Here is a 23,534-nt window from a genome sequence, read left to right as displayed (position 1 = left end):
CCGAATGCATGATAGGGAGGCTGCCATGACCGACACCGCCAGGCCCCGTTTCCTTGCCGCCGACCATGTGTCGTTCACCGTCGCCGACCTGGACGCCGCCGTCGCCTTCTACCGCGACGTGCTGGGCGCGCGCGAGCTGTTCCGCATGGGGCCGCTGGACGGCGCCGAGATTCCGCCGCTGCCCGACGGGCGCGACTGGATGGAGGCGCATGTCGGCGTGGCCGGCGCGCGGCTGACGCTGGCGATGCTGGCGCTGTTCGACAATCTTAACCTGCAACTGGTGCAGTATGACGCGCCGGCCGGCCGGGCGACGGCGCGTCCGCGCGTCTGCGATATCGGCGGTCACCATCTGGCGATCCGGGTCGACGATGTCGAACTGGCGAAGCGCTATCTGGTCGCCCATGGCTGCACCGCCATGGAAACGATTGCGATCGATGCCGGGCCGCTCGCCGGCAAGAAGAATCTCTACATGCGCGACCCGTTCGGCAACCCGCTCGAAATCGTCGACTGACCCGGCAGAGGAGCCACCCGATGACCAACCGCCGCATCAATCCCGCCTCGCTGTACGACAGCGTCGGCTACGGCTTTTCCCATGCTGCGTTGCAGGAAGGCGGGCGCACGCTGCACCTGGCCGGGCAGGTGGCGTGGGACAAGGACGGCGCGATCGTCGGCGCCGGCGACCTGGCCGCGCAGACCCGGCAGGCCCTAGCCAATCTGAAGGCGGTGCTGGCCGAGGCCGGGGCGACGCCAGCCGATGTCGTCCGACTGCGCACCTATGTCGTCGACCACCACCCCGACAAGCTGGGCGCGGTGCTGCCGGAGATCATGGCGTTTTATGACGGGGTGACGCCGGCGCCGAACACCTTCATCGGCGTCGCCGCGCTGGCGCTGCCCGATTTCCTGATCGAGATCGAGGCGACGGCGGCGCTGGGCTGAGGGCGCGCCATCCCGAACCCCGGCTTTGAAGCAGGGTGCGGGACGGGCACTTGCGCTGTCTGTGCTTCTGTTTTCGCAGGAGCACAGGGGTGATGCTAGATCGCGGACAGGGCCTGGGCGAAGTCGGCGATCAGGTCGTCGGCATCCTCGACGCCGATCGAGATGCGGACGAGGTTGTCGGTGATACCGAGCGCCGCCTTGCGTTCCGGCGAGACAGACAAATGGGTCATCGCCGCCGGGTGGGAGGCGAGGGTTTCGGTGCCGCCGAGGCTGACCGCCAGCTTGGCGATGCTGAGCGCGTCGAGGAAGCGGAAGGATTCCGCCTCTCCGCCCTTGATGAACAGCGAGAAGGTCGAGCCGGCGCCGAGGCAGTGGCGACGGTAGATGTCGGCCTGCCGGTCGCCTTCCAGAAAACCGAGATAGCCGACGCGTTCGACCTTCGGGTGGTCGCGCAGGAAGGCGCAGACCTTCGCTGCGTTCTCGCCGGCCCGGCTCATCCGCAATTCCAGCGTTTCAAGGCTGCGCAGCAGCATCCATGCGGTATGCGGGTCGAGGATGGTGCCGATGGTGTTGCGCAGCAGCCGGACCGTGTTGATCGGCTCCTTGCGCCCGAGCACGCCGCCGGCGACGAGGTCGCTGTGCCCGCCGGCATATTTGGTCAGCGAATAGACGACGAGGTCGGCGCCGTGCTTCAGCGGCTGCTGCCACAGCGGGCCGAGGAAGGTGTTGTCGATGGCGATCGGCGGCGCGTCCGCCCCGGTGCCGAAGATCGCGTCGCGGCTGGCGGCGACCGCCTCGATATCGACGAGCGCGTTGGTCGGGTTGGCCGGGCTTTCAAGGTAGATCAGCGCGACATGGCCCTTCGCGCCCTTTTCGAGCACCGCGTCGATCTCTGCGCGGGAGGCGCCGGCGGGAAAGTCGAGGAAATTGACGCCGAACTTGCCGAGCACCCGTGCGATCAGCGTTTCCGTCGCCGCGTAGAGCGGGCCGGAATGGATGATCGTGTCGCCCGGCTTGACCATTGCCAGGAACAGCGTGGCGATCGCCGACATACCGCTGGAGAAGGTCAGCGCATCCTCCGCGTCTTCCCAGATGCCGAGCCGGTCCTCCAATATTTCCTGATTGGGGCCGTTGAAGCGGGAATAGACGAGGCCCTCGGCGCCGCCCGGCCGCTTGCCGGTGACGCCTTCGAAATGGCGCTTGCCGGCGGCGGCGCTCTCGAACACGAAGGTCGAGGTCAGGAAGATCGGCGGTTTCAGCGAGCCTTCCGACAGCATTGGGTCGAAGCCGTGGCCCATCATCATCGTCGACGGTTTCAGGCGGCGGTTGCCGACGGTGTCGGCGGCGCTGCGCGGTTTGCGCCGGCGGGCGCCGGCCTGGTCTACTTCGGTATCGGATGTCATTCTGTGTCGCCTTCGGGCTGAGTCCTTTGAATGAGACGGTCGTAGCTGAAATCGCGCCCGCCTGCACGGGGCGCGGCGGGGGATATGGCTTGTCTTGCCCCGGGTGCCGCCTTATCCCTGCGCCGCGCCGGAACGCCGCGTCCCCCGCGCCCGACGAGGTCCCTGTCTTTGCCCCAGCCGGTATCCGCTATCGCCGACTCGTTCATCGGGCGGCTGCGCGCGGGTGCGCGCAAGCGGGCGACCGGCATCGTCCTGACCCTGTTCGTCGAATTGCTGCTCTGCCTGGCGCTGCTGACCCTGGCGCCGCCGATCCTGCGCCAGAAGGAGGTGCCGGTGGAGGTGAAGCTGTTCAATCTGCCGGCGTCCGAACCGGCGCCGCCGGCACCCGAGCCGGCGGCCAGCCCGGAAAGCCGCCGCGCCGCCGAGCCGCAGGAACGCCAGCCGGCCGCGCCAGCGGAGGCAGCGCCGCCGCAGCCGGCGGAGCGGCCGGTGCTGTCGCCGTTCATTCCGCTGACCCGCGATCAGTTGGCGGTGGCCGATATCGGCGCGATGCCGGCGCGGCCGCCCGCCGCTGTCGCCAGCCGGCCGCTGGCCGGGCCGCCGAACACCGCGTCGCCGGGGGATTCGCAGCGCGTCGCCGGCAGCGGGCCGAACGGCGAGCCGCTTTACGCCGCCTCATGGTACCGCGAGCCGTATGACGACGAACTGAGCGGCTATCTCGCCACCGCCAGCGGGCCGGGCTGGGGGCTGATCGCCTGCCGCACCGCGCCGAATTTCCGCGTCGAGGATTGCATAGCGCTCGACGAATATCCGGAGCGGTCAAACATCGCCCGCGCGGTGCTGGCCGCCGCCTGGCAGTTCAAGGTCAGGCCGCCGCAGATCGGCGGGCGGCCGCAGGTCGGCGAATGGGTGCGAATCCGGATCGACTACGGCACCCGCCGGACGCCGCGCAATTACGAGGGGCGCTAAGCCGGCAGGCCGATCAACGAAATCTGCCGCCCATAGCCCGGTTCCCCGCGATGGGTGGCGCGGCGATAGCTGAAGAAGCGTTCCGGCGCGGCATAGGTGTCGAGGCCGAGGGTTTCGACCCGGCCGACCCCGGCGGCGGCGAGGCGGGCGGCGACATAGGCTTCTATGTCGAACATGTGATGGCCGGCGCGGCCGGCGGAGAAGAAGCGTTCATTGGCCGGATCGTCCGCCGCGAAGCGTTCGGCGAAGGCGTCGTCGACCTCGTAGGAGGCGCGGCCGATGCACGGGCCGGTCGCGGCGGCGATCCGGTTTCGGCGGGCGCCGAGCCGCTCCATCGCCGCGACCAGTGCGTCGGTGACGCCGCCGATCGCGCCTTTCCACCCGGCATGGGCGGCGCCGACGACGCCGGCCTCCGCGTCGGCGGCGAGCACCGGCACGCAATCGGCCGTGACGATGCCGAGCAGCAGGCCGGGCCGGTCGGTGACCAGCGCGTCGGCATGGGGGCGGGCGTCGTCCGCGAAGGCGGCGGTGGCGGTGACGACATCGGCCGAATGGATTTGATGGACGGAGACCAGCGCCGCGCCGGGCAGTACCGCGTCGCGCGCCAGCGCCCGGTTGGCGGCGACGGTCGCGTGGTCGTCGTCCGAACCAAGGCCGATATTCAGCCCGGCGTGGATGCCCCGCGACAGCCCGCCGCGCCGGCCGAGGAAGCCGTGGGGCACGCCGTCGAGCGCGGCGGCGCGGATCACCTCGATCGCGCTCATAGCGGTTTGCTCCAGATGCGTTCATCATCGACCTGGTTGCCGACGACGAAGCCGTAGCGCCCGATCTCGCTGAAGCCATAGCGGGTGTAGAAGGCTTTGGCGCGATGGTTTTCCGCATAGACCGACAGATGGACGAAGCCGGAGCCAGCGGCGCGTGCGGTCTCGATCGCCCAGTCCATAAGCGCCGGGGCCACGCCGCGACCCTGCCAGGGTTTCAGCACGTAAAGCTGCTTCAGTTCGGTCGCCGGTGCGGGGAGCGGGCCGGGCATGCTGACCGGGCCGATCTTGGCGAAGCCGGCGATGCGGCCATCCTCCTCGGCGAGCCGGATATTGAGGGTGGGGTCGGACAGTTCCCGCCCCAGCCCGTCCGGCCCGAACACCGGGCCGATGAAAGCGTTGAGGTCGTCCTCGCTGTAGAGATGGCCGAAGGTTTCTATCCAGCTTTGCCGGGCCATCGCCGCCAGCGGTTCATAGTCGGTCGGGGTGGCGGCGCGATAGCTGACGGTCATGCGAAGCCCTCCGGATGCGGCCAGCCGGGCGCGGTCAGCGCCAGCGCCTTGAACAGGGCGCCCATCTGGTCCGGCGCGGTCAGCCGGGCGAGGGCGGCTACGATTTCGGCGGTGCGGTCGGGGCGGTTGGCGAGGGCGGCGGCGCGTGCCTCTATGCCGATCCGGCGCAGCCATTCGCCCTGGGCGAGCGGGCCGTGGGTTTCGGCGCCGCCGGCGCGGGCGGCTTCCGCCAGCATGGCGAAATCGACATGGGCGGTCAGGTCGCGCTCGCCCGGTGCCTCGAACGGATTGGCGGGGGCGTGGCGGCTGACCGCCTGCAAGGTTTCGCCGACCGCCGGGCCGGAATAGCCGTAGTCGACGACGATCGCCGCGCCGCCCCGCGCCGCCAGCCGTTCCCCCAGCAGGCGCGCGACGGCGGCGGCGGCCGGGCAGGTTTCGACGATGCTGCCGGGGGCGGCGTCACGCAGGGCGTCCGGCAGGATCGCGTCGAGCGGCGGGCCGCCGACGGTGGGCAGGAACAGCCCGTCGACCAGGCCGACATGGCGTTCCCGCCAGCCGCCGGCGGCGCGGATGAGCTGGCGGATCGGCAGGGCGTCGAAGAATTCGTTGGCGACGACGAGCAGCGGCAGATCGTCGGGCACATCGGCGAGGATGGCGTGGCGGCTGGCGCCGGACACCCGTTCCGCCTGCGCCGCGGCGAGCAGCGGGCTGGTTTCGACGAAATGTACCGGCGGCACGAGGCCGGCGGTCTTCATCGCGCGCAGAGCATCGGCGGCGAGGGTGCCGCGCCCCGGCCCTAGCTCGACATAGCGGCAAGGGGGGCGGCCGGCGCGGTCCCACAGATCGGCCAGCCACAGGCCAATCATCTCGCCGAACATCTGGCTGATTTCCGGCGCGGTGACGAAATCGCCGGCGGTGCCGAGCGGGTCGCGCGTCGCATAATAATGCGCGTTCGCCGCCGCCATGAAATGGCTGATCGGGACCGGGCCGTCGAGCAGGATGGCGGCGCGCAGCACCTCCGCGCAGGTCAGCGCGGCGGCACCGGGTGCCGGTTCAGGCGACGCTCTGGTCACCGGCCACCGGCTCCACCCGCACCCGCCGGCGCTTGGCGGTGGCGATCAGGTACAGGCCGCCGAGCACCATCGGCACGCACAGCGTCTGCCCCATCGACAAGCCCCACCACAGATGCTCCAGCCCCTCGTCCGGCTGGCGGAAATGTTCGATGACGAAGCGGCCGGCGCCGTAGATCAGCAGGAAGGTGCCGACCAGCTTGCCCGGCTGATAGCGGGCGTCGGTGCGCCAGAACAGGAACCACAGCACCGCGAACAGGAACACGCCTTCGACCCCCGCCTCGTAGAGCTGGCTCGGGTGGCGGGCGACGTCGCCGCCGCGCGGGAAGACGATGGCCCATGGCACGTCGGTCGGTCGGCCCCACAGCTCGCCGTTGACGAAATTGGCGAGGCGGCCGAAGAACAGGCCGAACGGCACGCAGCAGGCGACGTAATCGTGGATGCGCAGCCAGTTCAGCCCGTTCTTGCGCGCCAGATAGACGATGGCGAGCGACACGCCGATCACCCCGCCATGGAACGACATGCCGCCTTCCCATAATTTCAGGATCTGGATCGGGTCGGCCAGGATTTCCGGCTTGTAGAACAGGATATAGGCGATGCGGCCGCCGGCGATGATGCCGATCGTCGCGTAGAAGATCAAATCGTCGGCATGGCGCCGGGCCATCGGCGCGCCCGGCTTGTCGAGCAGTTTCAACAGGTACCACCAGCCGATGATGATTCCCGCGATATAGGCCAGCGAGTACCATTTTATCTGGAAGAACCCGAGGTCGAGCGCGATCGGAGACAGGCCAAGCGAGTCGAAATGCAAGGCGGCCGTAGCGTCAGCTAGGAGGGTGAGGATCAAGGCTTTTCCCTTTGGCTTTCCGCCTTCATAGTGGCGACAAACGGCAAGACCAAGGGGAAGAGAGGGGACATGCCGACTGCGCTCGACCAGCGGATGGATGCAATCGCGCGACGGATCACCGGGCCGGACGGCATGCTGCCGCTGTCCGCCATCGAGCGGGAAGGATCGAGCCTGCCGCTGATCGCCGCCGCGCCGCCGGCACTCCCATATTATTTCGCTCATTTCTGCGCCGAGCATGGCGACAAGACATTCCTGGTCGACGGCGACGAGCGGCTGAGCTTCGCCGAGACCTATGCCCATGCGCGGGCGGTGGCCGGGGCGCTGGTCCACGGCTTCGGCGTCGCGCCGGGCGACCATATCGGCATCGCGGCGCGCAACGCGCCGGCGTGGATCATCCTGGAGATGGCGATCCTGATGGCCGGCGGCGTCGCGACGCTGCTCAACGGCTGGTGGCGGGGGGCGGAGCTGGCCGCCGGGCTGCGTGACACCGATACGCGGCTGGTTTTCACCGACGCCCCGCGCGCCGCCAGGCTGGCCGAGGCGGCGGACGGCCACAGCGCCGAGTTGGTCACGCTCGATTTCGACCAGCCGACGGCGGCGGTGTTGGCGCCGGTGCTGGCGCGCGGCGGCGGCGCCGAGACCCGCCTGCCCGATGTCGGGCCGGAGGACGACGCGACCATCCTGTTCACGTCCGGCTCGACCGGCCAGTCGAAAGGAGCGCTGTCCGACCACCGGGCGGTGATGCAGGCGACGTTCAACTATCTGGTCCAGTCGCTGATCGGGCTGGAGCTGGTCACCGCCGAGCATGGCGCGCCGACGCTGCAGCCGGCGACGCTGCTCAACGTGCCGCTGTTCCATGTCACCGCCGAGGTGCCGGTGATGCTGCAGAGCTTTGCGATGGGCCGCAAGCTGGTGATGATGTCGAAGTGGGACGCGCGCGAGGCGATGCGGCTGATCGAGCGCGAGAAGATCACCTATTTTGTCGGCGTGCCGCTGATGAGCTTCGAGATACTGACCCACCCGGAACGGGCGCGCTTCGACCTGTCGTCCTGCCGCGATTTCGCCGCCGGCGGGGCGCCGCGCCCGGTCGAGCATGTCCGCCGCCTGTCCGAGGAGATGGGCGAGGCCAAGCCGCTGATCGGCTATGGCCTGACCGAGACCAACGCAGTCGGGTGCGCCAATTTCCGCGAGAATTATCTGGCCAAGCCGGACAGCACCGGCCGCGCTTCCTACCCGCTGGTCGACCTGGCCATCCTCGACGACGCCGGGCAGCCGATGGCGACCGGCGAGCGCGGCGAAATCTGCATCCGCAGCATCTGCAACTTCAAGGAGTACTGGAACGACCCGGCGTCGACGCATGAGGCGTTCACCGCCGACGGCTATTTCCGCACCGGCGACGTCGGCTATCTTGACGCCGACGGTTACGTTTTCATCGTCGACCGCAAGAAGGACATCATCATCCGGGGCGGCGAGAATATCAGCTGCCTGGAGGTGGAGGCCGCGCTCTACGCCCACCCCGACGTGGCGGAGGCGGCGGTGTTCGCGCTGCCCGACCGGCGGCTGGGCGAGGTGCCGGGCGCCGTCGTCCACGCCAAGGCCGGGGTGGTGCTGGCGCCGCTGGAGCTGTGCGAGTTCCTCGTCGGGCGGATCGCCGGGTTCAAGGTGCCGCAGCGCATCTGGGTTGCGCCGGAGCCGTTGCCGCGGCTGGGCACCGAGAAGATCGACAAGGTGCGGCTGCGCGCGCATTACCGTGCGGTCTATGCGCGCGAAGCGGCGTGATCGCGCTCTGGCGCCCGGCGCGGGACATGGCTAGAGCTTGTCTGCTTCAGGTGGAATCGGCGCCGGCCCGCTCCCCCACCCGGCCTCCCGACGGCAGTATCATATGGGAGGCCGGGTGGGGGAGCGGGCTGGTGCAGCTTAAACAGGACAAACCCTAAACGCCCGTCATGGTCCCAAGCCTTTCCGACCTGAGCGGCCGCGTCAGCCGGCGCGGCCTGCTGATCGGCGGCGGCGCCGGGATCGGCCTGCTCGTCGCCTGGGCGGCATGGCCGCGCCGCTATGCCCCCAATCTTGTCGCCGCGCCGGGCGAGACGATCATCAGCGCGTGGATCAAGATCGGCGAGGACGGACACGTCACTGTCGTCGTGCCGCAGGCCGAGATGGGGCAGGGGGTGACGACTAGCCTTCCCCAGATCGTCGCCGACGAATTGGGCGCCGACTGGCGGACGATCGCGGTCGAGGCGGCGCCGCTCAACCCGCTTTACGCCAACCGGCTGCTGGCGACCGGGATGGCGGCGGCGCTGGCCCCGGCGCTGACCGGCAGCGCCGCCGGCTATGCCGAGCGTAGCGGGTTGATGGCGACGGCCGGATCGACGTCGCTGCGCGCGTTCGAGCGGCCGCTGCGCGATGCCGGGGCGACGGCACGGGTGCTGCTGGCCAAGGCGGCGGCGGCGCGCTGGGGCATCGCGTGGGAGACGTGCGATACCAAGGATGGCTTCGTCGTCGCCGAGGAACGGCGGCTGCGCTTCGGCGAACTGGCGGTGGAGGCGGCCGGCTACACCGCGCCGAGCCCGCCGCCCTGGCGCGCCGAGGGGCCGGACCGGCTGTCCGGCCAGTCGCCGCTGCGGCTGGACCTGCCGGGCAAGATCGACGGCTCGGCAACCTTCGCCGCCGACATCCGCCTGCCGCGCATGGTCTATGCCGCTATCCGCCAGGGACCGATCGGCGGCAGCCGGCTGGTCCGCGTCGACAAGGCGGCGGCCGAGCGGGTTGCCGGAATGCGTTCCGTCGTCACCACCGACCACTGGGTGGCGGCGGTTGCCAGCAACTGGTGGGCGGCGAACCGCGCGCTCGACGCGATGGCGCCACGCTTCGAGACGCCTAAACCGCTGATCGACGACGCGGCGATCGACGCGGCGCTGGCGGCGGCGCTGAATGGCGACGGCCACCGGATCGCCGGGCAGGGCGAGCTGGCCGAGGCGTTTCGTGGCCAGACGATCCGCGTTGCCGACTATGTTGTCGGGGTTGGGCAGCATGCCAGCCCGGAAACGCCGGCGGCGACCGCCAACTGGGACCGCGACCTGTTGGAAATCTGGCTGCCGACCCAGGCGCCCGCCGTCGCGCGGCGCGTGGCGGCGGCGGCGATCGGGGTGGCGGAGACGCAGGTCGTCGTCCACCCGATGCTGATCGGCGGCGGTTTCGGCCGGGCGCTCGACCATGAGGTGGCGGCGCAGGTGGCGGTGCTCGCCCGCCGGCTGGACCGGCCGGTGCAGTTGATGTGGTCGCGCGCCGAGGAGATGATGCACGACCGGTTCCGCGCCCCGGCGCGGGCACGGATGGCGGCGCGGACCGACCCGGCCGGGCGGGTGCTCGGCTGGCAGGCGAAGATCGCGACGCCGGCCTGGGGGCAGGAGTTGGCCGATCGGCTGCTGGCCGGCGAGACGCTGGCCGGCGCTGCGTTCGCGGCCGCGCGGGGGGGGGACGGGCTGGCGGTGGCGGGCGCGGTGCCGCCCTATCGCATCCCGGCGCTGGCGGTGGACTACCACCCGGCCGAGATCGATCTGCCGACCGGATACTGGCGTTCGGGCGGCGATTTCGTCAGCGCCTTCGCCACCGAATCCTTCATCGACGAGCTGGCGCAGGCCGCCGGGATCGACCCGTTTTCCTGCCGGATGGCGATGCTCGCCGGGCAGCCGCGGCTTGCCCGCTGCCTGTCGACCGCGACCGCGCTCGGCGGCTGGCAGGGCGGCGGCGCCGGGACCGGGCAGGGCATCGCCTGCCACGCTTCGCGCGGGTCGTTCGTCGCGGTGCTGGCCGAGGCGCGGCTGGACGGCGACCGGGTCCGCGTCGACCGGCTGGTCGCCGTCGCCGATCTCGGGCGGATGATCCACCCCGACATCGTCCGCCAGCAGATTGAGGGCGGGCTGCTGTTCGGCATGGCGGCGGCGGTGGCGGCGCCGGTCAGCATCGCCGCCGGGCTGGCCGGGCCGCGCCGGCTGGGCGATCTGCGCCTGCCGAGGCTGGCCGACAGCCCGGAGGTGACGGTGGAACTGGTCGCCAGCAAGGCGGAGCCGGGGGGGGCAAGCGAGGTGGCGGTGCCGCCGGTCGCCCCGGCGATCGCCAACGCGCTGTTCGCGGCGACCGGCCGCCGGTTCCGCACCCTGCCGTTCACGACCGCCGCATGAGCAGCACCGCGCCCCGGATCGGCGTGCTGCTGGTCAACCTCGGCACGCCGGACGCGCCGACCGCGCCGGCGGTGCGCCGCTATCTGCGCGAGTTCCTGTCCGACCGGCGGGTGATCGAGATCCCGCCGCTGCTGTGGCAGCCGATCCTGCGCGGGATCATTTTGACCGTGCGGCCGCGCAAGTCGGCCAGGGCCTATGCCGAGATATGGGGGGCAGACGGGTCGCCGCTGGCCGCGATCACCCGCGCGCAGGCGGCGGCGCTGGCCGGCGCGTTCGGGCCGGAGGTGATCGTCGACCATGCGATGCGCTACGGCCAGCCGGCGATCGGCGCGCGGATCGCGGCGTTGCAGGCGGCGGGGTGCGACCGCATCCTGATCGCCCCGCTCTACCCGCAATATTGCGCGGCGACGACGGCGGCGGCGACCGATGCCGCCCATGCCGCCCTGGCGGCGATGCGGGTGCAGCCGGCGTTGCGGGTGCTGCCGCCCTATTATGCCGAGCCGGCGTATATCGCCGCGCTGAAGGCGGCGACCGAGCGGGCGCTGGCGGCGCTGCCGTTCGCGCCGGACGCGCTGGTCGCCAGCTTTCACGGCATGCCGGAGCGGACGCGGGCGTTGGGCGACCCATATTACGATCATTGCATCGCCACGGCGCGGCTGCTGTCGGAGGCGCTTGGCCGGCCGCTGACCGTCACGTTCCAGTCGCGTTTCGGGCGGGCGCGCTGGCTGGAGCCGGCGACCGACGCGGTGCTGGCGGCGCTGCCGGGGCAGGGAGTGCGCCGGGTGGCCGTGCTAACCCCCGGTTTCGCCGCCGACTGCCTGGAAACGCTGGAGGAGCTGGGCATCCGGGGGCGCCAGACCTTCCTGGCGGCGGGGGGAAGCGATTTCGCCTGCCTGCCCTGCCTGAACGCGGAGGCGGAGGGCGTTGAATTACTGCGCCATCTGCTGCGACGCGAGCTTGAAGGGTGGGCGCCGGCCGCCTAGTCTTTCCGTCCAACGAGGCAGGAGAGTCTTATGGCCAGAATAGCGATCGTGACCGGCGGCACCCGCGGCATCGGGGAGGCGATCAGCCTGGCCCTGCAGGAGCAGGGGATGACCGTCGCCGCCAATTACGCGGGCAATGACGAGCGGGCCAAGGCATTCACCGATCGCACCGGCATCCGCGCCTATAAATGGGACGTGGCCGATTACGACGCCTGCCAGGCTGGGGTACAGCGGGTTGCCGACGAGTTGGGCGCGGTCGACGTGCTGGTCAACAATGCCGGCATCACCCGCGACGGCACGATGCTGAAGATGACCTACGAGATGTGGGACGCGGTGATCCGCACCAACCTGGGCGGCTGTTTCAACATGGCGAAGGCGGTGTTCCCCGGCATGCGCGAGCGCCGCTGGGGCCGGATCGTCAACATCGGGTCGATCAACGGCCAGGCCGGGCAGTACGGCCAGGTCAACTATGCCGCCGCCAAATCGGGCATCCACGGCTTTACCAAGGCGCTGGCGCAGGAGGGCGCGCGCCTTGGCATCACCGTCAACGCGATCGCGCCGGGCTATATCGACACCGACATGGTGGCGGCGGTGCCGGCCGACGTGCTGGAGAAGATCGTCGCCCGGGTGCCGGTCGGCCGGCTGGGGCAGGCGCACGAGATCGCACGCGGCGTCGCCTTCCTGTGCTCCGAGGATGCCGGCTTCGTCACTGGATCGACGCTGTCGATCAACGGCGGGCAGCACATGTATTGAGCGGGCCGGTCAAGCGGTCGGTGACGATCGCCGGCCACCAGACGTCGATCAGCCTGGAGCCGGTCTTCTGGACGGCGCTGGAAGCGGAGGCGGAAAGGCGCCGCCTGCCGCTTTCGGCGCTTGTCGGCCGGATCGACGCGCTGCGCATCACCCAGCCACGCCCCGCCAACCTGGCCAGCGCGATCCGCGTATGGCTTTTTGAGAATGCGATGCGATAACCCCGTTGACTCTGATGCGAATGAGTTGCAATTGCGCCCCGCAACATTCTGTTGCCCGTCAGCAACAAGGGGGAAACACATGCCTCAGTCCTTCGCACCGGTTTCGACAGCGCGCGGCGCGCCCGGCTTTCTGGCCCTGGGCTGCGTCGGCTTCATCGCGTCGGCGCCGGTGCATGCGGCCGACGCAGTGGCCGATGCCGACGACGCGCGCGGCCCCGGCACGATCATCGTCACCGGCGAGCATGTGCGCAACGCCGAGCCGGATTCGGCCAAGGCGATCGCGCCGCTGCTCGACACGCCGCGGTCGATCGTCGTGCTCGACAGCGCGGTCATCAAGGAAACCGGATCGGCCAGCCTTGTCGAGGCGCTGCGCACCGTCCCCGGCATCACCTTCGGCGCGGCCGAGGGCGGCAACCCGATCGGCGACCGGCCGTTCATCCGCGGCTTCGACAGCCAGGGATCGACCTATCTGGACGGGGTGCGCGACATCGGCGCGCAGAACCGCGAGATCTTCGCGGTCGAGCAGGTGCAGGTGGTGCGCGGATCCGATTCCACGCTGGGCGGACGCGGCGGCGCCGGCGGATCGCTGAACATCGTGTCGAAGCTGCCGAAGGCGGAGAATTTCGTCGCCGGCGACGTCAGCATCGGCACCGCCGATTACAAGCGCGTCACCGTCGACGCCAACTACAAGCTGGCCGAAACGGTCGCTGTCCGCCTGGCCGGCATGTGGCACGACCAGGACGTCGCCGGCCGTGACGCGATCTGGCAGAAGCGCTGGGGCATCGCGCCGTCGCTGACCATCGGCGTCGGCACGCCGACCCGGCTGACCTTCAGCTATTACCACCTCGACACCGAGGAGTTGCCGGACAGCGGCATTCCGTTCCTCTACACGATCGGCAACACACCCAACTTGGGCGCCAGCTATTCCGAGCCGGCGATTGGCAAGGTGACGACGATCGACGGCACCACCGGCACCGTCAGGCGCAGCACCTTCTATGGGCTGAAAAGCCGCGATTTCCGCGACAGCAAGACCGATCAGGCGACGATGCGCGCCGAGCATGATTTCGGCGGCGTCACCTTGCGCAACACCTCGCGCTTCAGCCACACCAGCCAAGAATATATCTTCCTGCTGCCCGACGACAGCCAGGGCAACGTGTTCGGCACCAGCGCGACGCCGAGCGCGACCAACCTGGCGGCCGGCGGCGGCTATGTCTGGCGGCGCGGCAACACCCGCTACGGCTACACCGACGCGCTGATCAACCAGACCGACCTGTTCGGCCAGTTCGCCACCGGAACGATCAAGCACAGCTTCGCGGTCGGCGCCGAACTGTCGTGGGAGAAGGCGATGCGCGGATCGCTGGTTTCGGCCAGCGGGTCGACGATCAGCCCGCGCTGCAGCCCGCTGGCGATCGCCCGCTATTATTGCGCGTCGCTGTTCGACCCCGACCCGACCGATCCGTGGGTGAACTACAGCAACGACACCGCCGCCGGCGTGACGACGCCGATCGTGCGCGGCGGCCCGGCGACCGAGACGGTCAGCAACGGCCGCACCCAGGCGCTCTACGCGTTCGACTCGATCACCCTTGCCGAGCCGCTGATCCTGAACCTCGGTATCCGCTACGATCGGTTCAAGTCGAAGGTCGCGACCGGCGGCGGAGCGGCGCTCCGCCGCACCGACAGCAATTTCAACTATCAGGCCGGGCTGGTCTTCAAGCCGACACCGGACACCAGCCTCTATGCGTCGATCGCGACTTCCGCGACCCCGCCGAACAGCCTGCTGGGCGAAGGTTCCGAGCCGAACGGCCTGACGGCGGGCCGGGGCCAGCCGGCGGTGAGCCCCGACGACCTGAAGGCGGAGAAGACCAAGTCCTACGAGATCGGTGCCAAGGCCAGCCTGTTTGACGAGCAGCTGTCGCTGAACGCCGCGATTTTCCGCACCGAGACCAAGAACGCGCGCGCGCTGGGCGACAACAACACGGTGTCGTTCATCGGCGAGAAGCGGGTCGAGGGCATCGAGCTGGGCTTCAACGGCAATATCATGCCGTGGTGGAGCGTGTTCGGCGGCTATACCTATCTCGACGCGAAGATCACCGACGGCGGCTTCACCGCGCTGACCGCGGCGGCGGTCGGCGGGCAGGCGGCGCAGGTCGTGCTGGTGCCGTCGGTCAACACCGGCAAGCGCTTCCCCCAGACCGCCAAGCACACCTTCACCCTGTGGACCAACGTCCAGCCGGTGAAGGGGCTGAGCATTGGCGGCGGCGCCTTCTATACCAGCCGGGTGTTCGGCGGTTATCAGGATGATCGCCGCGCGGTGCAGGATGCGACCGGCACGGTGACCGTCATCGCCGCGACCAAGGAACTGGCCCGCACCATCCCCGGCTACTGGCGGTTCGATGCGCGCGCCGGCCTCGACATCACGCCGCGGATGCAGTTGAGCGTCAACGTCCAGAACCTGACCAACAAGGTTTATTTCAACCAGGTCTATACCAGCCACTATGCGGCGATCGCGCCGGGGCGCAGCGCCTTCGCGACGCTGGCGGTGAAATACTGATGTGACGGAGGCGCTGACACTCGATGCGCTGAACGGAATGGACGCCGCGGAGATTTCGCGGCGTCTTTCCGCGTCCGCGCCACCGGAGGAGCGTGCCGCCTTCGTGGCGGCGGCGGCCGAAAGCGGCGTTGCCGAGGCGCAGACGGTTTATGGCCAGATGCTGCTCGACGGCGCCGGCGTCGCCGCCGACCCGGTGGCGGCGCTGCGCTGGTTCGCGCGGGCGGCGGAGAGCGGGCACGTGATGGCGATCAACATGGTCGGCCGCTGCTACGACCTCGGCTGGGGCGTCGCCGTCGACAAGGGGCGGGCGGCCGAATGGTATTACGCCGCCGCGTTGCGCGGGCTGGATTGGGGCATGTACAATTATGCGACGTTGCTGACCCTGGGCGAGGGCGTGGCGGAGGACCGGGCGGCGGCACTGGGCTGGTTCCGCCGCGCGGCGGCGATGGGCAACGCCAAGGCATGGAATTTCGTCGGCAGTTTCCACGAGGATGGATGGGTGGTCGAGAAGGATATGAAGGAAGCGGCGCGCTGCTACGCGATCGCTGCACGCGGCGGCGATTTTCGCGGCCAGTTCAACCATGCGCGGCTGGAGGCGGCGAAGGGGCGCATCGCCAACGCGCTGGAATGGCTGGCGCGAAGCGCGGAAAGCTGCAACCCGCGCTTCGCGGGGCAGGCGATCGGCTGGCTGAACACCGCCGACCCGCGCCTGGCCCCGGCGGTCGCCGCTTTCGAGGCGGTGCGATGATCGTCATCCCCGACCTGCTCGACGCCAGGGAGCTGGCCCATGTGCAGAAGGCGCTGGCCGCGGCCGACTGGGTCGACGGGGCGGTGACCGCCGGCGCGCAATCGGCGCTGGCCAAGCGCAATAGTCAGCTACCCGAGGAATCGGCGGAGGCACGGGCGCTGGGTACGATCGTGCTCGATGCGCTGGCGCGCGCGCCACTGTTCGTCGCGGCGGCGCTGCCGCTGAAGGTCTATCCGCCGCTGTTCAACCGCTATGCCGGCGGCGACGCGTTCGGCGACCATGTCGACAGCGCCGTGCGCATCCAGCGCGGCAGCGATTTCCGCGTCCGCAGCGACCTGTCGGCGACGGTGTTCCTGGCCGACCCGGACAGCTATGACGGCGGTGAACTGGTCGTCGACGGCCGCGCGATCAAGCTGCCGGCCGGGCACATGATCCTCTACCCGGCTGGCAGCCTGCACCATGTGACGCCGGTGACGCGCGGCACCCGGCTGGCCAGTTTCTTCTGGATCCAGTCGATGGTACGCGATGCCGGCGCGCGCGCGCTGCTGCTGGAGCTGGACGGCACGATCCAGCGACTGGGCGCCGAGCGCGGGCAGGGCGACGCCGAAATCGTCCGCCTGACCGGGGTCTACCACAACCTGCTGCGCCACTGGTCGGAAGTTTAGCGGCGGGCGGCAGGCACGGGGTCGCCCGCGCTTTCCGCACTGGCGGCAGCGACAAAGAGCGGCTAAGCCGTTCGGATGCGGTTGTGTATGGTGCGGCACCGTCTTTGCGGAATCGCCGCGATCGCCGGCTTGCTCCCGGCATCGCCGGCGTTGGCGCAAGCGGTCGCGCCCCCGCCGCCGACCGAGGTGCCATCTTCCGCCGCCGATCCGGCGCCGGAACAGATGCTGTCCAACACTGTCGATCCCCAGTCGCCGCTGGCGCCGCTCAGCGACATCGGCGTCGACTGGCCGGAACTGACGCCGGAGCCGGCGGATGCCGAAGCGACGGCGGCGCAGACCGCGGCCAATGGCGAGTTCCGCTATGATATCGCGCTGGAGGGGCTGGAGGGGATAGACGCCGACCGCATCCGCGACCGCTTCGACGCGCTGTCGGTGCTCCACGCCAATCGCAAGAAGGCGGCGAACGTCGCCCAGCTCGACCGGCGCGCGCGCGAGGATGCGACGCTGCTTTCCGATCTGCTGCGCGCGGAGGGCTATTACGACACCAGCGTCGATACCCGCGTGCGGCGGCAGCGGGATGGCGACGGGCTGGTGGTGACCCTCGATGCCGAGCCGGGCAGCCGCTACACCTTCGCCGAGGTGACGGTGGACGGGCTTGCCGCGACCGGCGAGCGCGAGACAGCACTGCGCGAGGCGTTCGGCGTCACGCGCGACGACCCGGTCGACGCCGACAAGGTGATCGCCGGCCAGCAGGCGCTGAAGACGAGGATCGGCGAGGTCGGCTTTCCGTTCGCCGAGGTGCCGGAGCCGGAGGTGGTGATCGATCACGACACCCACACCGCGACGCTGGCGTTGAACGTCGAGACCGGCGGCGCGCGCAAGTTCGGCCGGATCATCGTGCCGGGCGACAGCATCTTCAGCGCCCGGCATATCCAGGTCATCGCGCGGTTCGAGCCGGGCGAGACATTCGAGGCGAGCCGGCTGGAGGACCTGCGCCGCGCACTGATCCAGACCGGGCTGGTGTCCACGGTGAAGATCGAGCCGGTGCCTGGGGCGACGCCCGACACCGTCGACATCGCCGTGCGGCTGGAACGCGCGCCGCCCCGCACCATCGCCGGCCAGATCGGCTACGGCACCGGAGAGGGCGCGCGGGTGGAGGCGAGCTGGCAGCACCGCAACCTGGTGAAGCCGGAAGGGGCGGTGACCTTCCGCGGCGTCGCCGGCACGCAGGAACAGTCGCTGGGCGCGCTGCTGCGCCAGAGCAACGTCTGGCGGCGCGACCATGTGATCACCGCGCAGGCGGTCGCCAGCCATGTCGACCGCGCCGCCTATGACGCCAAGAGCCTGAACATCGCCGCCGGCATCGAGCGCGAGACCAACATCATCTTCCAGAAGAAATGGTCGTGGTCGATCGGCACCGACCTGCTGTTGTCCGACGAGCGCGACACGATCGGCACGACCGGCACGCCGCGCCGGCGCACCTTCTTCATCGCCGCGTTGCCCGGCAGCCTGTCCTATGACGGGTCGGACGACCTGCTGAACCCGACGAAGGGCTTTCGCCTGTCCGGCCGCGTGTCGCCCGAATTGTCGTTGCAGGCCGGGACCTTCGCCTATGCCCGCGCGCAAGTGGACGGCAGCTTCTACCAGCCGGTCAGCGAGCGGATCGTGCTGGCCGGGCGGGTGCGGATGGGCACGATTGCCGGTGCGCCCGCCGACCGCATCGCCCCGTCGCGGCGCTATTACGCCGGTGGCGGCGGGTCCGTGCGCGGTTACGGCTACCAGCGGATCGGCCCGCGCGACGCCAACAACGATCCGATCGGCGGGCGCAGCCTGGCCGAATTCTCGCTCGAGGCGCGGGTGCGGCTGAGCGCGTTCGGCGGGGCGTTCGGCGTCGTGCCGTTCATCGACGCCGGCAACATCTACCGCAGCGAATACCCGACCTTCAAAGGCATGCGCTACGGCGCCGGCGTCGGCCTGCGCTACTACACCAATTTCGGGCCGATCCGCATCGACGTCGGCACGCCGCTCAACCGCCAGCCGGGCGACGCGCGCATCGCCGTCTATGTCTCCCTGGGGCAGGCGTTTTGACCAACGAGGCCGACCTGGACGAAGCGGCCGCCGCGCCGCCGCGCCGCCGCTGGCGCTGGCCAATATGGCTGATCGCGGTGCCGGTGATGCTGCTCGCTGCGCTTGCCGCCGCGCTGTGGCTGATCGATACCGGCCCCGGCCACCGGCTGCTGACCGACCGGATCGGCCGGATCGAGACCAAGACCGGTCTCAGCTTTCATATCGGGCGGATCGACGGGTCGATCTACCACCGCGCGCGGCTGCGCGACGTGCGGATTTCCGACCCCAAGGGCGTGATCTTCGACGCGCCGGAGATCGCGCTCGACTGGCGTCCGCTGGCCTGGCTGTCGAACCGGCTGGAGATCCACAGCCTGACCGCCGAGACCGCGACGCTGCGCAAGGCGCCGGAGCTGCGGCCGGGCGGCGGCGGGCCGATCCTGCCCGGTTTCGACATCCGTGTCGGCCGGCTGGCGATCGACCGCCTGCGCCTTGCCCCGGCGCTGACCGGCGTCAAGGAGATGCGGGTCGCGACGCTGCAAGGCAGCGCCGACGTGCGCAGCGGCCGGGCGATGGTGAAGCTGAACGCCACCGCCGGAACCACCGACCGCGCCTTCCTGACCCTTGACGCGGAGCCGGACGGCGACCGTTTCGACCTGAGCGCCGATGTGCGGTCGTCGGCGGGCGGGGTGATCGGCGGGATGATCGGCACCGCCAAGCCGCTGGAACTGCGTATCGCCGGCGACGGGCGCTGGCGCGGCTGGAAGGGCACCGGGCGGCTGATCGTCGCCGACCGGCAGGCATTGCTGCTCGACCTTGGCGCGAAGGATGGCGAATATACGCTGGCCGGTACCGCCGACCTGGAGGGCGTCGTTGCCGGCAAGGTCTCGCGGCTGGCGGCGCCGCAACTGGCAATCAGTGGCACGTTCCGCCTTGCCGACCGGCGGCTGGACACCGACCTGTCGCTGCGATCCGCCGCGCTGACGTTCAGCGCGGTCGGTGTCGCCGATCTGGCGCGCAGCCGGTTCGACGCGATGAAGCTGAGCGCCGACCTGCTGCAGCCGCGCGCGCTGTTCCCCAACATGAGCGGGCGCGACGTGCGGGCGCGGGTGCTGCTCGACGGGCCGTTCGACAGCGCCGCCTTCCAGTATGTGCTGGCATCGCCGCATGTCGCGTTCGACACCACCGGCTTCGACCTGATCCAGGTATCGGGGCAGGGGCGTCTGTCGAAGCTGCCGATCGTCGTGCCGATCCGGGTCAAGGCGGCGCGCGTCACCGGCGTCGGCGACGTCGCCGGCGGCATCCTCGCCAACCTGAGCGTCGAGGGGGCGCTGCGCGTCAGCGACAAGGCGGCGATCGGCGATGGATTGAAGCTTCGGTCCGACAAGCTGAACGGGACGATCAGCCTGTTCCTCGACCTGGTCAGCGGGTGCTATGAGGTCGGCCTGCAAGGGCAGCTCAACCGCTACCTGATCCCCGGCCTCGGCATTGTCGACGTGAAAAGCAGTCTGACGGTGGTGCCTGGGCCGAACGGGGTCGGCACCCGTGTGGTCGGGCGCGGACAGGCATGGGTGCGGCGGTTCGACAACGCCTTCCTCGCCGGGCTGGCCGGCGGATTGCCGCGCATCGATACGCGGCTGGAGCGTACGCCTGACGGGATCATCCGCTTCACCGGCCTGCGGATCGTCGCGCCGGCGCTGACGATCAGCGGTAACGGCTATCGGCGGCTTGACGGCAGTTTCCATTTCGAGGGCAGCGGCACGCAGGCGAGCTACGGCCCGGTCAAGCTGGTGCTGGACGGCCAGATCGACCGGCCGAAGCTGTCGCTGGTTCTGGCCCGGCCGATGCCGGCGCTGGGGCTGAAGGACGTGCATGTCGCGCTCGACCCCAATGCCGAGGGCTTCGCCTATCAGGCGTCGGGCGGGTTGGTGCTGGGGCCGTTCACCGCCGCCGGTGCGATCCTGATGCCGCCGAATGCGCCGACGCGGATCACCGTCGCGCCGCTGACCGTGTCCGGCACCACCGCGACCGGCACGCTGGTGTCGATGCCGGGCGGGTTCGACGGCCAGCTCGCGTTCACCGGCGGCGGGGTCAGCGGATCGCTGCGGTTCGACCGGGCGGGCGCGGTGCAGCGGATCACCGCCGCGCTGACTGCCCGCGACGCCCGCTTCGCCGGGCCACCGCAGACGACGATCCGGCGGCTGTCGATCAACGGCGCGGTGCTGCTCGACCCGGCCGGGCTTGGCGTCGACGCGCGGGTGACGGCGCGCGGGGTGCGGCGCGGCGGGCTGACCGTCGGGCGACTGTCGGCCGATGTCGACATGAAGGGCGGCACCGGCACCGTCGTCGTCAGCGCCGCCGGGCGGCGGGGCAAGGCGTTCGCGTTGCAAGGCACCGCGCAGGTCGCGCCCGAACGCATCGCGATCACCGGCGGCGGCACGATCGAACGCCAGCGGTTGAAGCTGGACAGTGCCGCGGTGCTGACCCGCGAGGGCGGCGCCTGGCGGCTGGCGCCGACCGCGCTCAGCTTCAACGGCGGCAAGGCGCGGGTGTCCGGCCGGTTCGGCGAGGGCGCCAACGCCGTCGACGCGACGCTGGAGCGGATGCCGCTTTCCATCCTCGACCTGGTGTCGCCGGGCATGGGGCTGGGCGGCGCGGCGAGCGGACGCGTCATCTATGCAGCCCCGACGCAGGGCGCGCCGTCCGGCCAGGTCGACCTGGTCGTGCGCGGGCTGAGCCGGTCCGGCCTGGTGCTGTCGTCGCAGCCGATCGACGTTGCGGTCAAAGGGGCGCTGACCGGATCGAGTGCCGCCGCGCGCGCCGTCGCCGCCAGTGGCGGCAAGATCATCGGCCGCGCCCAGGCGCGGCTGGCGCCGCTGGGCGAGGGGGCGTTCGTCGACCGGATCTATGCCGCGCCGCTGTTCGCGCAGATCCGCTATGACGGGCCAGCCGACACGCTGTGGCGGCTGACGGGCACCGAGCTGTTCGATATTTCCGGCCCGGCCACGATCGCCGCCGACATCAACGGCACGCTGACCAACCCGCTGATCCGCGGGTCGATCCGCACCGAAAACGCCCGACTGCAAAGCGCGGTCAGCGGCACGGTGCTGACCAACCTGAAGGCGAGCGGCCGATTCAGCGGATCGCGCCTGCTGCTCGATTCGCTGACCGCCAATGCCGGCGACGGCACGGTCAGCGGCAGCGGCGTGTTCGACCTGTCCGACCGGGGGCTGGCGATCGACCTTCGCGTCGATACGCAGAACGCGACGCTACTCAACCGCGACGATCTCGGCGCGACGGTGACCGGCCCGCTGACCTTCAAGTCGAACGGCGACGGCGGGGTGATCGGCGGCGAGGTGTCGCTAAACCGAAGCCGGTACCGGCTGGGCAGGGCGGAGGCGGCGACGGCGGTGCCGCGCCTGAAAGTGACCGAGATCAACCGCCCGGACGACGAGCCGGAGGCGGTGGCGCCGGCGGCGCCATGGCGACTGGCGCTGAAGGCCGACGCACACAACCGCATGATGGTGACCGGCCTTGGCCTGGACAGCGAATGGCGGGCGACGCTGGAGATCAGCGGGGCGATCGACGCGCCGATCATCGTCGGCCGCGCCGACCTGCTGCGCGGCAATTACGAGTTCGCCGGGCGCAGTTTCGACCTGGATCGCGGCGTCATCCGCTTTACCGGGTCGAACCCGCCGGACCCGGTGCTCGACATCTCCGCGACCGCCACCCTGCAGGGGCTGAATGCAACGATCCGGGTGACCGGCACCGGCCTGAAGCCGGAAATCGCCTTCACCAGCAACCCGGCGTTGCCGGAGGACGAACTGCTGTCCCGGCTATTGTTCGGCACGTCGATCACCAATCTGTCGGCACCGGAGGCGTTGCAGCTCGCCGCTGCGGTTGCCGGGTTGCAGAGCGATGGCGGGCTGGACCCGATAAACGCGGTGCGGCGGGCGGCGGGGCTCGACCGGCTGCGGATCATCGCCGCCGACCCGACCCAGAACCAGAGCACGTCGATCGCCGCCGGCAAATATGTGACCCGCCGTATCTATGTCGAGGTGATCACCGACGGGCAGGGCTATTCGGCGACCCGCGCCGAGTTCCAGATCACCCGCTGGCTGTCGCTGCTGTCGAGCATCTCGACCATGGGCCGCACCAGCGCCAATATCCGCGTGTCGAAGGATTATTGAGCGGCGCGGGCGGCAGCCAGCGTATATCCGGTTACGGCCACCCGCTTGGAACCTTTGTTTTCAAGGCGGCGAAGGATGGACCAGATATATTATGGAGCTTCCAGGAAAGAACCTGATTTTCATCGATGATTTGAGTTTATGATGACTGTATAATTCTCTCGCATAAGCAGAGACACGAAAATCTTCCGGGGAGGGCGGATATGCTCAGTGAGACCGATCGTCGTATCCTGAGGATCATCCAGGCTGATGGTCGGATCACCAACCAAGAGCTTGCCAGTCGCGCTGGCCTGTCCCCTTCCGCCTGCCATGACCGGCTACGGCGCCTGCGCGAGAGCGGTTATATTACCGGCTTCGTTGCACTGCTCAATCCCGCGAAGCTGGAACGGGCGCTGACCGTCTATGTCGAAGTGCTGTTGAACCGTACGACGGCGGAGGTGTTCGACGATTTTCGCGACGCCGTGCTGCGCATGCCGGAGATCATGGAATGCCATATGGTCGCCGGCGGGTTCGACTATCTGCTGAAAATGCGGATGCGGGACATGGCGCATTATCGCATCTTTCTGGGCGAGACGCTGACTGGTCTACCCGGGGTGCGCGAAACCCGGACTTACGCGGTGCTGGAGGAAGTGAAGAGCACGGTGATCCTGCCAGTCTAGGCGGCACGGCAGGAAGAGAAGCGCGCG

General features: G+C 69.9%; 19 protein-coding genes. 14 read left to right on the top strand and 5 right to left on the bottom strand.

Annotated elements, in window-relative coordinates:
* The first annotated feature begins 25 nt into the window (after window positions 1-25).
* Window positions 26-511: a VOC family protein gene (locus tag E4A53_RS07985; protein WP_136162560.1), complete on the top strand. Its 486-nt coding sequence runs from the start codon at window positions 26-28 to the stop codon at window positions 509-511.
* A gap of 20 nt (window positions 512-531) precedes the next feature.
* Window positions 532-936, top strand: coding sequence for a RidA family protein (locus tag E4A53_RS07980; protein WP_136162559.1), 405 nt, complete (start codon window positions 532-534; stop codon window positions 934-936).
* 95 nt (window positions 937-1,031) lie between these two features.
* On the opposite strand, the gene E4A53_RS07975 is transcribed toward E4A53_RS07980, so the two are convergent.
* Window positions 1,032-2,339, bottom strand: coding sequence for a cystathionine gamma-synthase family protein (locus E4A53_RS07975; RefSeq protein ID WP_136162558.1), 1,308 nt, complete (start codon window positions 2,337-2,339; stop codon window positions 1,032-1,034).
* A gap of 168 nt (window positions 2,340-2,507) precedes the next feature.
* Between E4A53_RS07975 and E4A53_RS07970 the strand changes: the two genes are divergently transcribed.
* The gene (locus E4A53_RS07970) at window positions 2,508-3,308 is read left to right on the top strand and encodes a hypothetical protein (RefSeq protein WP_136162557.1); all 801 of its coding nucleotides are present in this window, start codon (window positions 2,508-2,510) and stop codon (window positions 3,306-3,308) included.
* Here E4A53_RS07970 and pgeF read toward each other — a convergent pair.
* Genes pgeF through lgt form a run of 4 tightly spaced genes read right to left on the bottom strand, consistent with a single transcriptional unit; the run spans window position 3,305 to window position 6,495 of the window.
* Entirely contained in the window at window positions 3,305-4,072 is a 768-nt protein-coding gene (pgeF, locus tag E4A53_RS07965) for a peptidoglycan editing factor PgeF (RefSeq protein WP_136162556.1), read from the bottom strand. The genes E4A53_RS07970 and pgeF overlap by 4 nt on opposite strands.
* On the bottom strand, window positions 4,069-4,581 hold the full coding sequence (locus tag E4A53_RS07960; protein ID WP_136162555.1) for a GNAT family N-acetyltransferase: 513 nt from the start codon (window positions 4,579-4,581) through the stop codon (window positions 4,069-4,071). The genes pgeF and E4A53_RS07960 overlap by 4 nt, the downstream gene beginning before the upstream one ends.
* Window positions 4,578-5,654 (bottom strand): class I SAM-dependent methyltransferase, encoded by a 1,077-nt coding sequence (locus E4A53_RS07955; RefSeq protein WP_420822617.1) that lies wholly within the window; start codon window positions 5,652-5,654, stop codon window positions 4,578-4,580. Before E4A53_RS07955 ends, E4A53_RS07960 begins: the two co-directional genes overlap by 4 nt.
* The gene (gene lgt, locus E4A53_RS07950) at window positions 5,635-6,495 is read right to left on the bottom strand and encodes a prolipoprotein diacylglyceryl transferase (protein ID WP_136162554.1); all 861 of its coding nucleotides are present in this window, start codon (window positions 6,493-6,495) and stop codon (window positions 5,635-5,637) included. The genes E4A53_RS07955 and lgt overlap by 20 nt, the downstream gene beginning before the upstream one ends.
* Window positions 6,496-6,564: 69 nt before the next feature.
* Here lgt and E4A53_RS07945 point away from each other — a divergent pair, with 69 nt between their 5' ends.
* The 11 genes from E4A53_RS07945 to E4A53_RS07895 all read left to right on the top strand — a co-directional run bounded on the left by E4A53_RS07945 (window position 6,565) and on the right by E4A53_RS07895 (window position 23,507).
* Window positions 6,565-8,274 carry a class I adenylate-forming enzyme family protein gene (locus E4A53_RS07945; protein WP_206366271.1) on the top strand — a complete coding sequence of 570 codons (1,710 nt, stop codon included), beginning with the start codon at window positions 6,565-6,567 and terminating at the stop codon, window positions 8,272-8,274.
* Between the two features lie 167 nt (window positions 8,275-8,441).
* Entirely contained in the window at window positions 8,442-10,679 is a 2,238-nt protein-coding gene (locus E4A53_RS07940) for a xanthine dehydrogenase family protein molybdopterin-binding subunit (protein WP_206366270.1), read from the top strand.
* Window positions 10,676-11,662, top strand: coding sequence for a ferrochelatase (gene hemH, locus E4A53_RS07935; RefSeq protein ID WP_136162553.1), 987 nt, complete (start codon window positions 10,676-10,678; stop codon window positions 11,660-11,662). The genes E4A53_RS07940 and hemH overlap by 4 nt, the downstream gene beginning before the upstream one ends.
* A 30-nt stretch (window positions 11,663-11,692) precedes the next feature.
* On the top strand, window positions 11,693-12,415 hold the full coding sequence (gene phbB, locus E4A53_RS07930; RefSeq protein ID WP_136162552.1) for an acetoacetyl-CoA reductase: 723 nt from the start codon (window positions 11,693-11,695) through the stop codon (window positions 12,413-12,415).
* Window positions 12,412-12,633, top strand: a complete 222-nt coding sequence (locus E4A53_RS07925; protein ID WP_136162551.1) for a ribbon-helix-helix domain-containing protein — start codon at window positions 12,412-12,414, stop codon at window positions 12,631-12,633. Before phbB ends, E4A53_RS07925 begins: the two co-directional genes overlap by 4 nt.
* Before the next feature lie 79 nt (window positions 12,634-12,712).
* The gene (locus E4A53_RS07920) at window positions 12,713-15,184 is read left to right on the top strand and encodes a TonB-dependent receptor (protein WP_136162550.1); all 2,472 of its coding nucleotides are present in this window, start codon (window positions 12,713-12,715) and stop codon (window positions 15,182-15,184) included.
* A 1-nt stretch (window position 15,185) separates the two neighbouring features.
* Window positions 15,186-15,932, top strand: coding sequence for a tetratricopeptide repeat protein (locus E4A53_RS07915; protein ID WP_239018193.1), 747 nt, complete (start codon window positions 15,186-15,188; stop codon window positions 15,930-15,932).
* Window positions 15,929-16,597 carry a Fe2+-dependent dioxygenase gene (locus tag E4A53_RS07910; protein ID WP_136162549.1) on the top strand — a complete coding sequence of 223 codons (669 nt, stop codon included), beginning with the start codon at window positions 15,929-15,931 and terminating at the stop codon, window positions 16,595-16,597. Before E4A53_RS07915 ends, E4A53_RS07910 begins: the two co-directional genes overlap by 4 nt.
* 75 nt (window positions 16,598-16,672) lie before the next feature.
* Window positions 16,673-18,685 (top strand): autotransporter assembly complex protein TamA, encoded by a 2,013-nt coding sequence (locus E4A53_RS07905; protein WP_420822616.1) that lies wholly within the window; start codon window positions 16,673-16,675, stop codon window positions 18,683-18,685.
* Entirely contained in the window at window positions 18,682-22,851 is a 4,170-nt protein-coding gene (locus E4A53_RS07900) for a translocation/assembly module TamB domain-containing protein (protein WP_338054986.1), read from the top strand. Before E4A53_RS07905 ends, E4A53_RS07900 begins: the two co-directional genes overlap by 4 nt.
* 200 nt (window positions 22,852-23,051) lie before the next feature.
* Entirely contained in the window at window positions 23,052-23,507 is a 456-nt protein-coding gene (locus E4A53_RS07895) for an Lrp/AsnC ligand binding domain-containing protein (protein WP_136162547.1), read from the top strand.
* The last annotated feature ends 27 nt before the right edge of the window (window positions 23,508-23,534 follow it).

The sequence above is a fragment of the Sphingomonas flavalba genome, from assembly GCF_004796535.1.
Lineage (GTDB): Bacteria > Pseudomonadota > Alphaproteobacteria > Sphingomonadales > Sphingomonadaceae > Sphingomonas_L > Sphingomonas_L flavalba.
This window is presented reverse-complemented; position numbering and strand designations above follow the sequence as displayed.

Coding starts and splice junctions, on each gene's coding strand:
- E4A53_RS07985 (WP_136162560.1), top strand. CDS start 26: ATGACCGACACCGCCAGGCCCCGTTTCCTTGCCGCCGACCATGTGTCG.
- E4A53_RS07895 (WP_136162547.1), top strand. CDS start 23,052: ATGCTCAGTGAGACCGATCGTCGTATCCTGAGGATCATCCAGGCTGAT.
- E4A53_RS07980 (WP_136162559.1), top strand. CDS start 532: ATGACCAACCGCCGCATCAATCCCGCCTCGCTGTACGACAGCGTCGGC.
- E4A53_RS07920 (WP_136162550.1), top strand. CDS start 12,713: ATGCCTCAGTCCTTCGCACCGGTTTCGACAGCGCGCGGCGCGCCCGGC.
- E4A53_RS07960 (WP_136162555.1), bottom strand. CDS start 4,581: ATGACCGTCAGCTATCGCGCCGCCACCCCGACCGACTATGAACCGCTG.
- pgeF (WP_136162556.1), bottom strand. CDS start 4,072: ATGAGCGCGATCGAGGTGATCCGCGCCGCCGCGCTCGACGGCGTGCCC.
- hemH (WP_136162553.1), top strand. CDS start 10,676: ATGAGCAGCACCGCGCCCCGGATCGGCGTGCTGCTGGTCAACCTCGGC.
- E4A53_RS07945 (WP_206366271.1), top strand. CDS start 6,565: ATGCCGACTGCGCTCGACCAGCGGATGGATGCAATCGCGCGACGGATC.
- E4A53_RS07975 (WP_136162558.1), bottom strand. CDS start 2,339: ATGACATCCGATACCGAAGTAGACCAGGCCGGCGCCCGCCGGCGCAAA.
- phbB (WP_136162552.1), top strand. CDS start 11,693: ATGGCCAGAATAGCGATCGTGACCGGCGGCACCCGCGGCATCGGGGAG.
- E4A53_RS07905 (WP_420822616.1), top strand. CDS start 16,673: ATGCGGTTGTGTATGGTGCGGCACCGTCTTTGCGGAATCGCCGCGATC.
- E4A53_RS07940 (WP_206366270.1), top strand. CDS start 8,442: ATGGTCCCAAGCCTTTCCGACCTGAGCGGCCGCGTCAGCCGGCGCGGC.
- E4A53_RS07910 (WP_136162549.1), top strand. CDS start 15,929: ATGATCGTCATCCCCGACCTGCTCGACGCCAGGGAGCTGGCCCATGTG.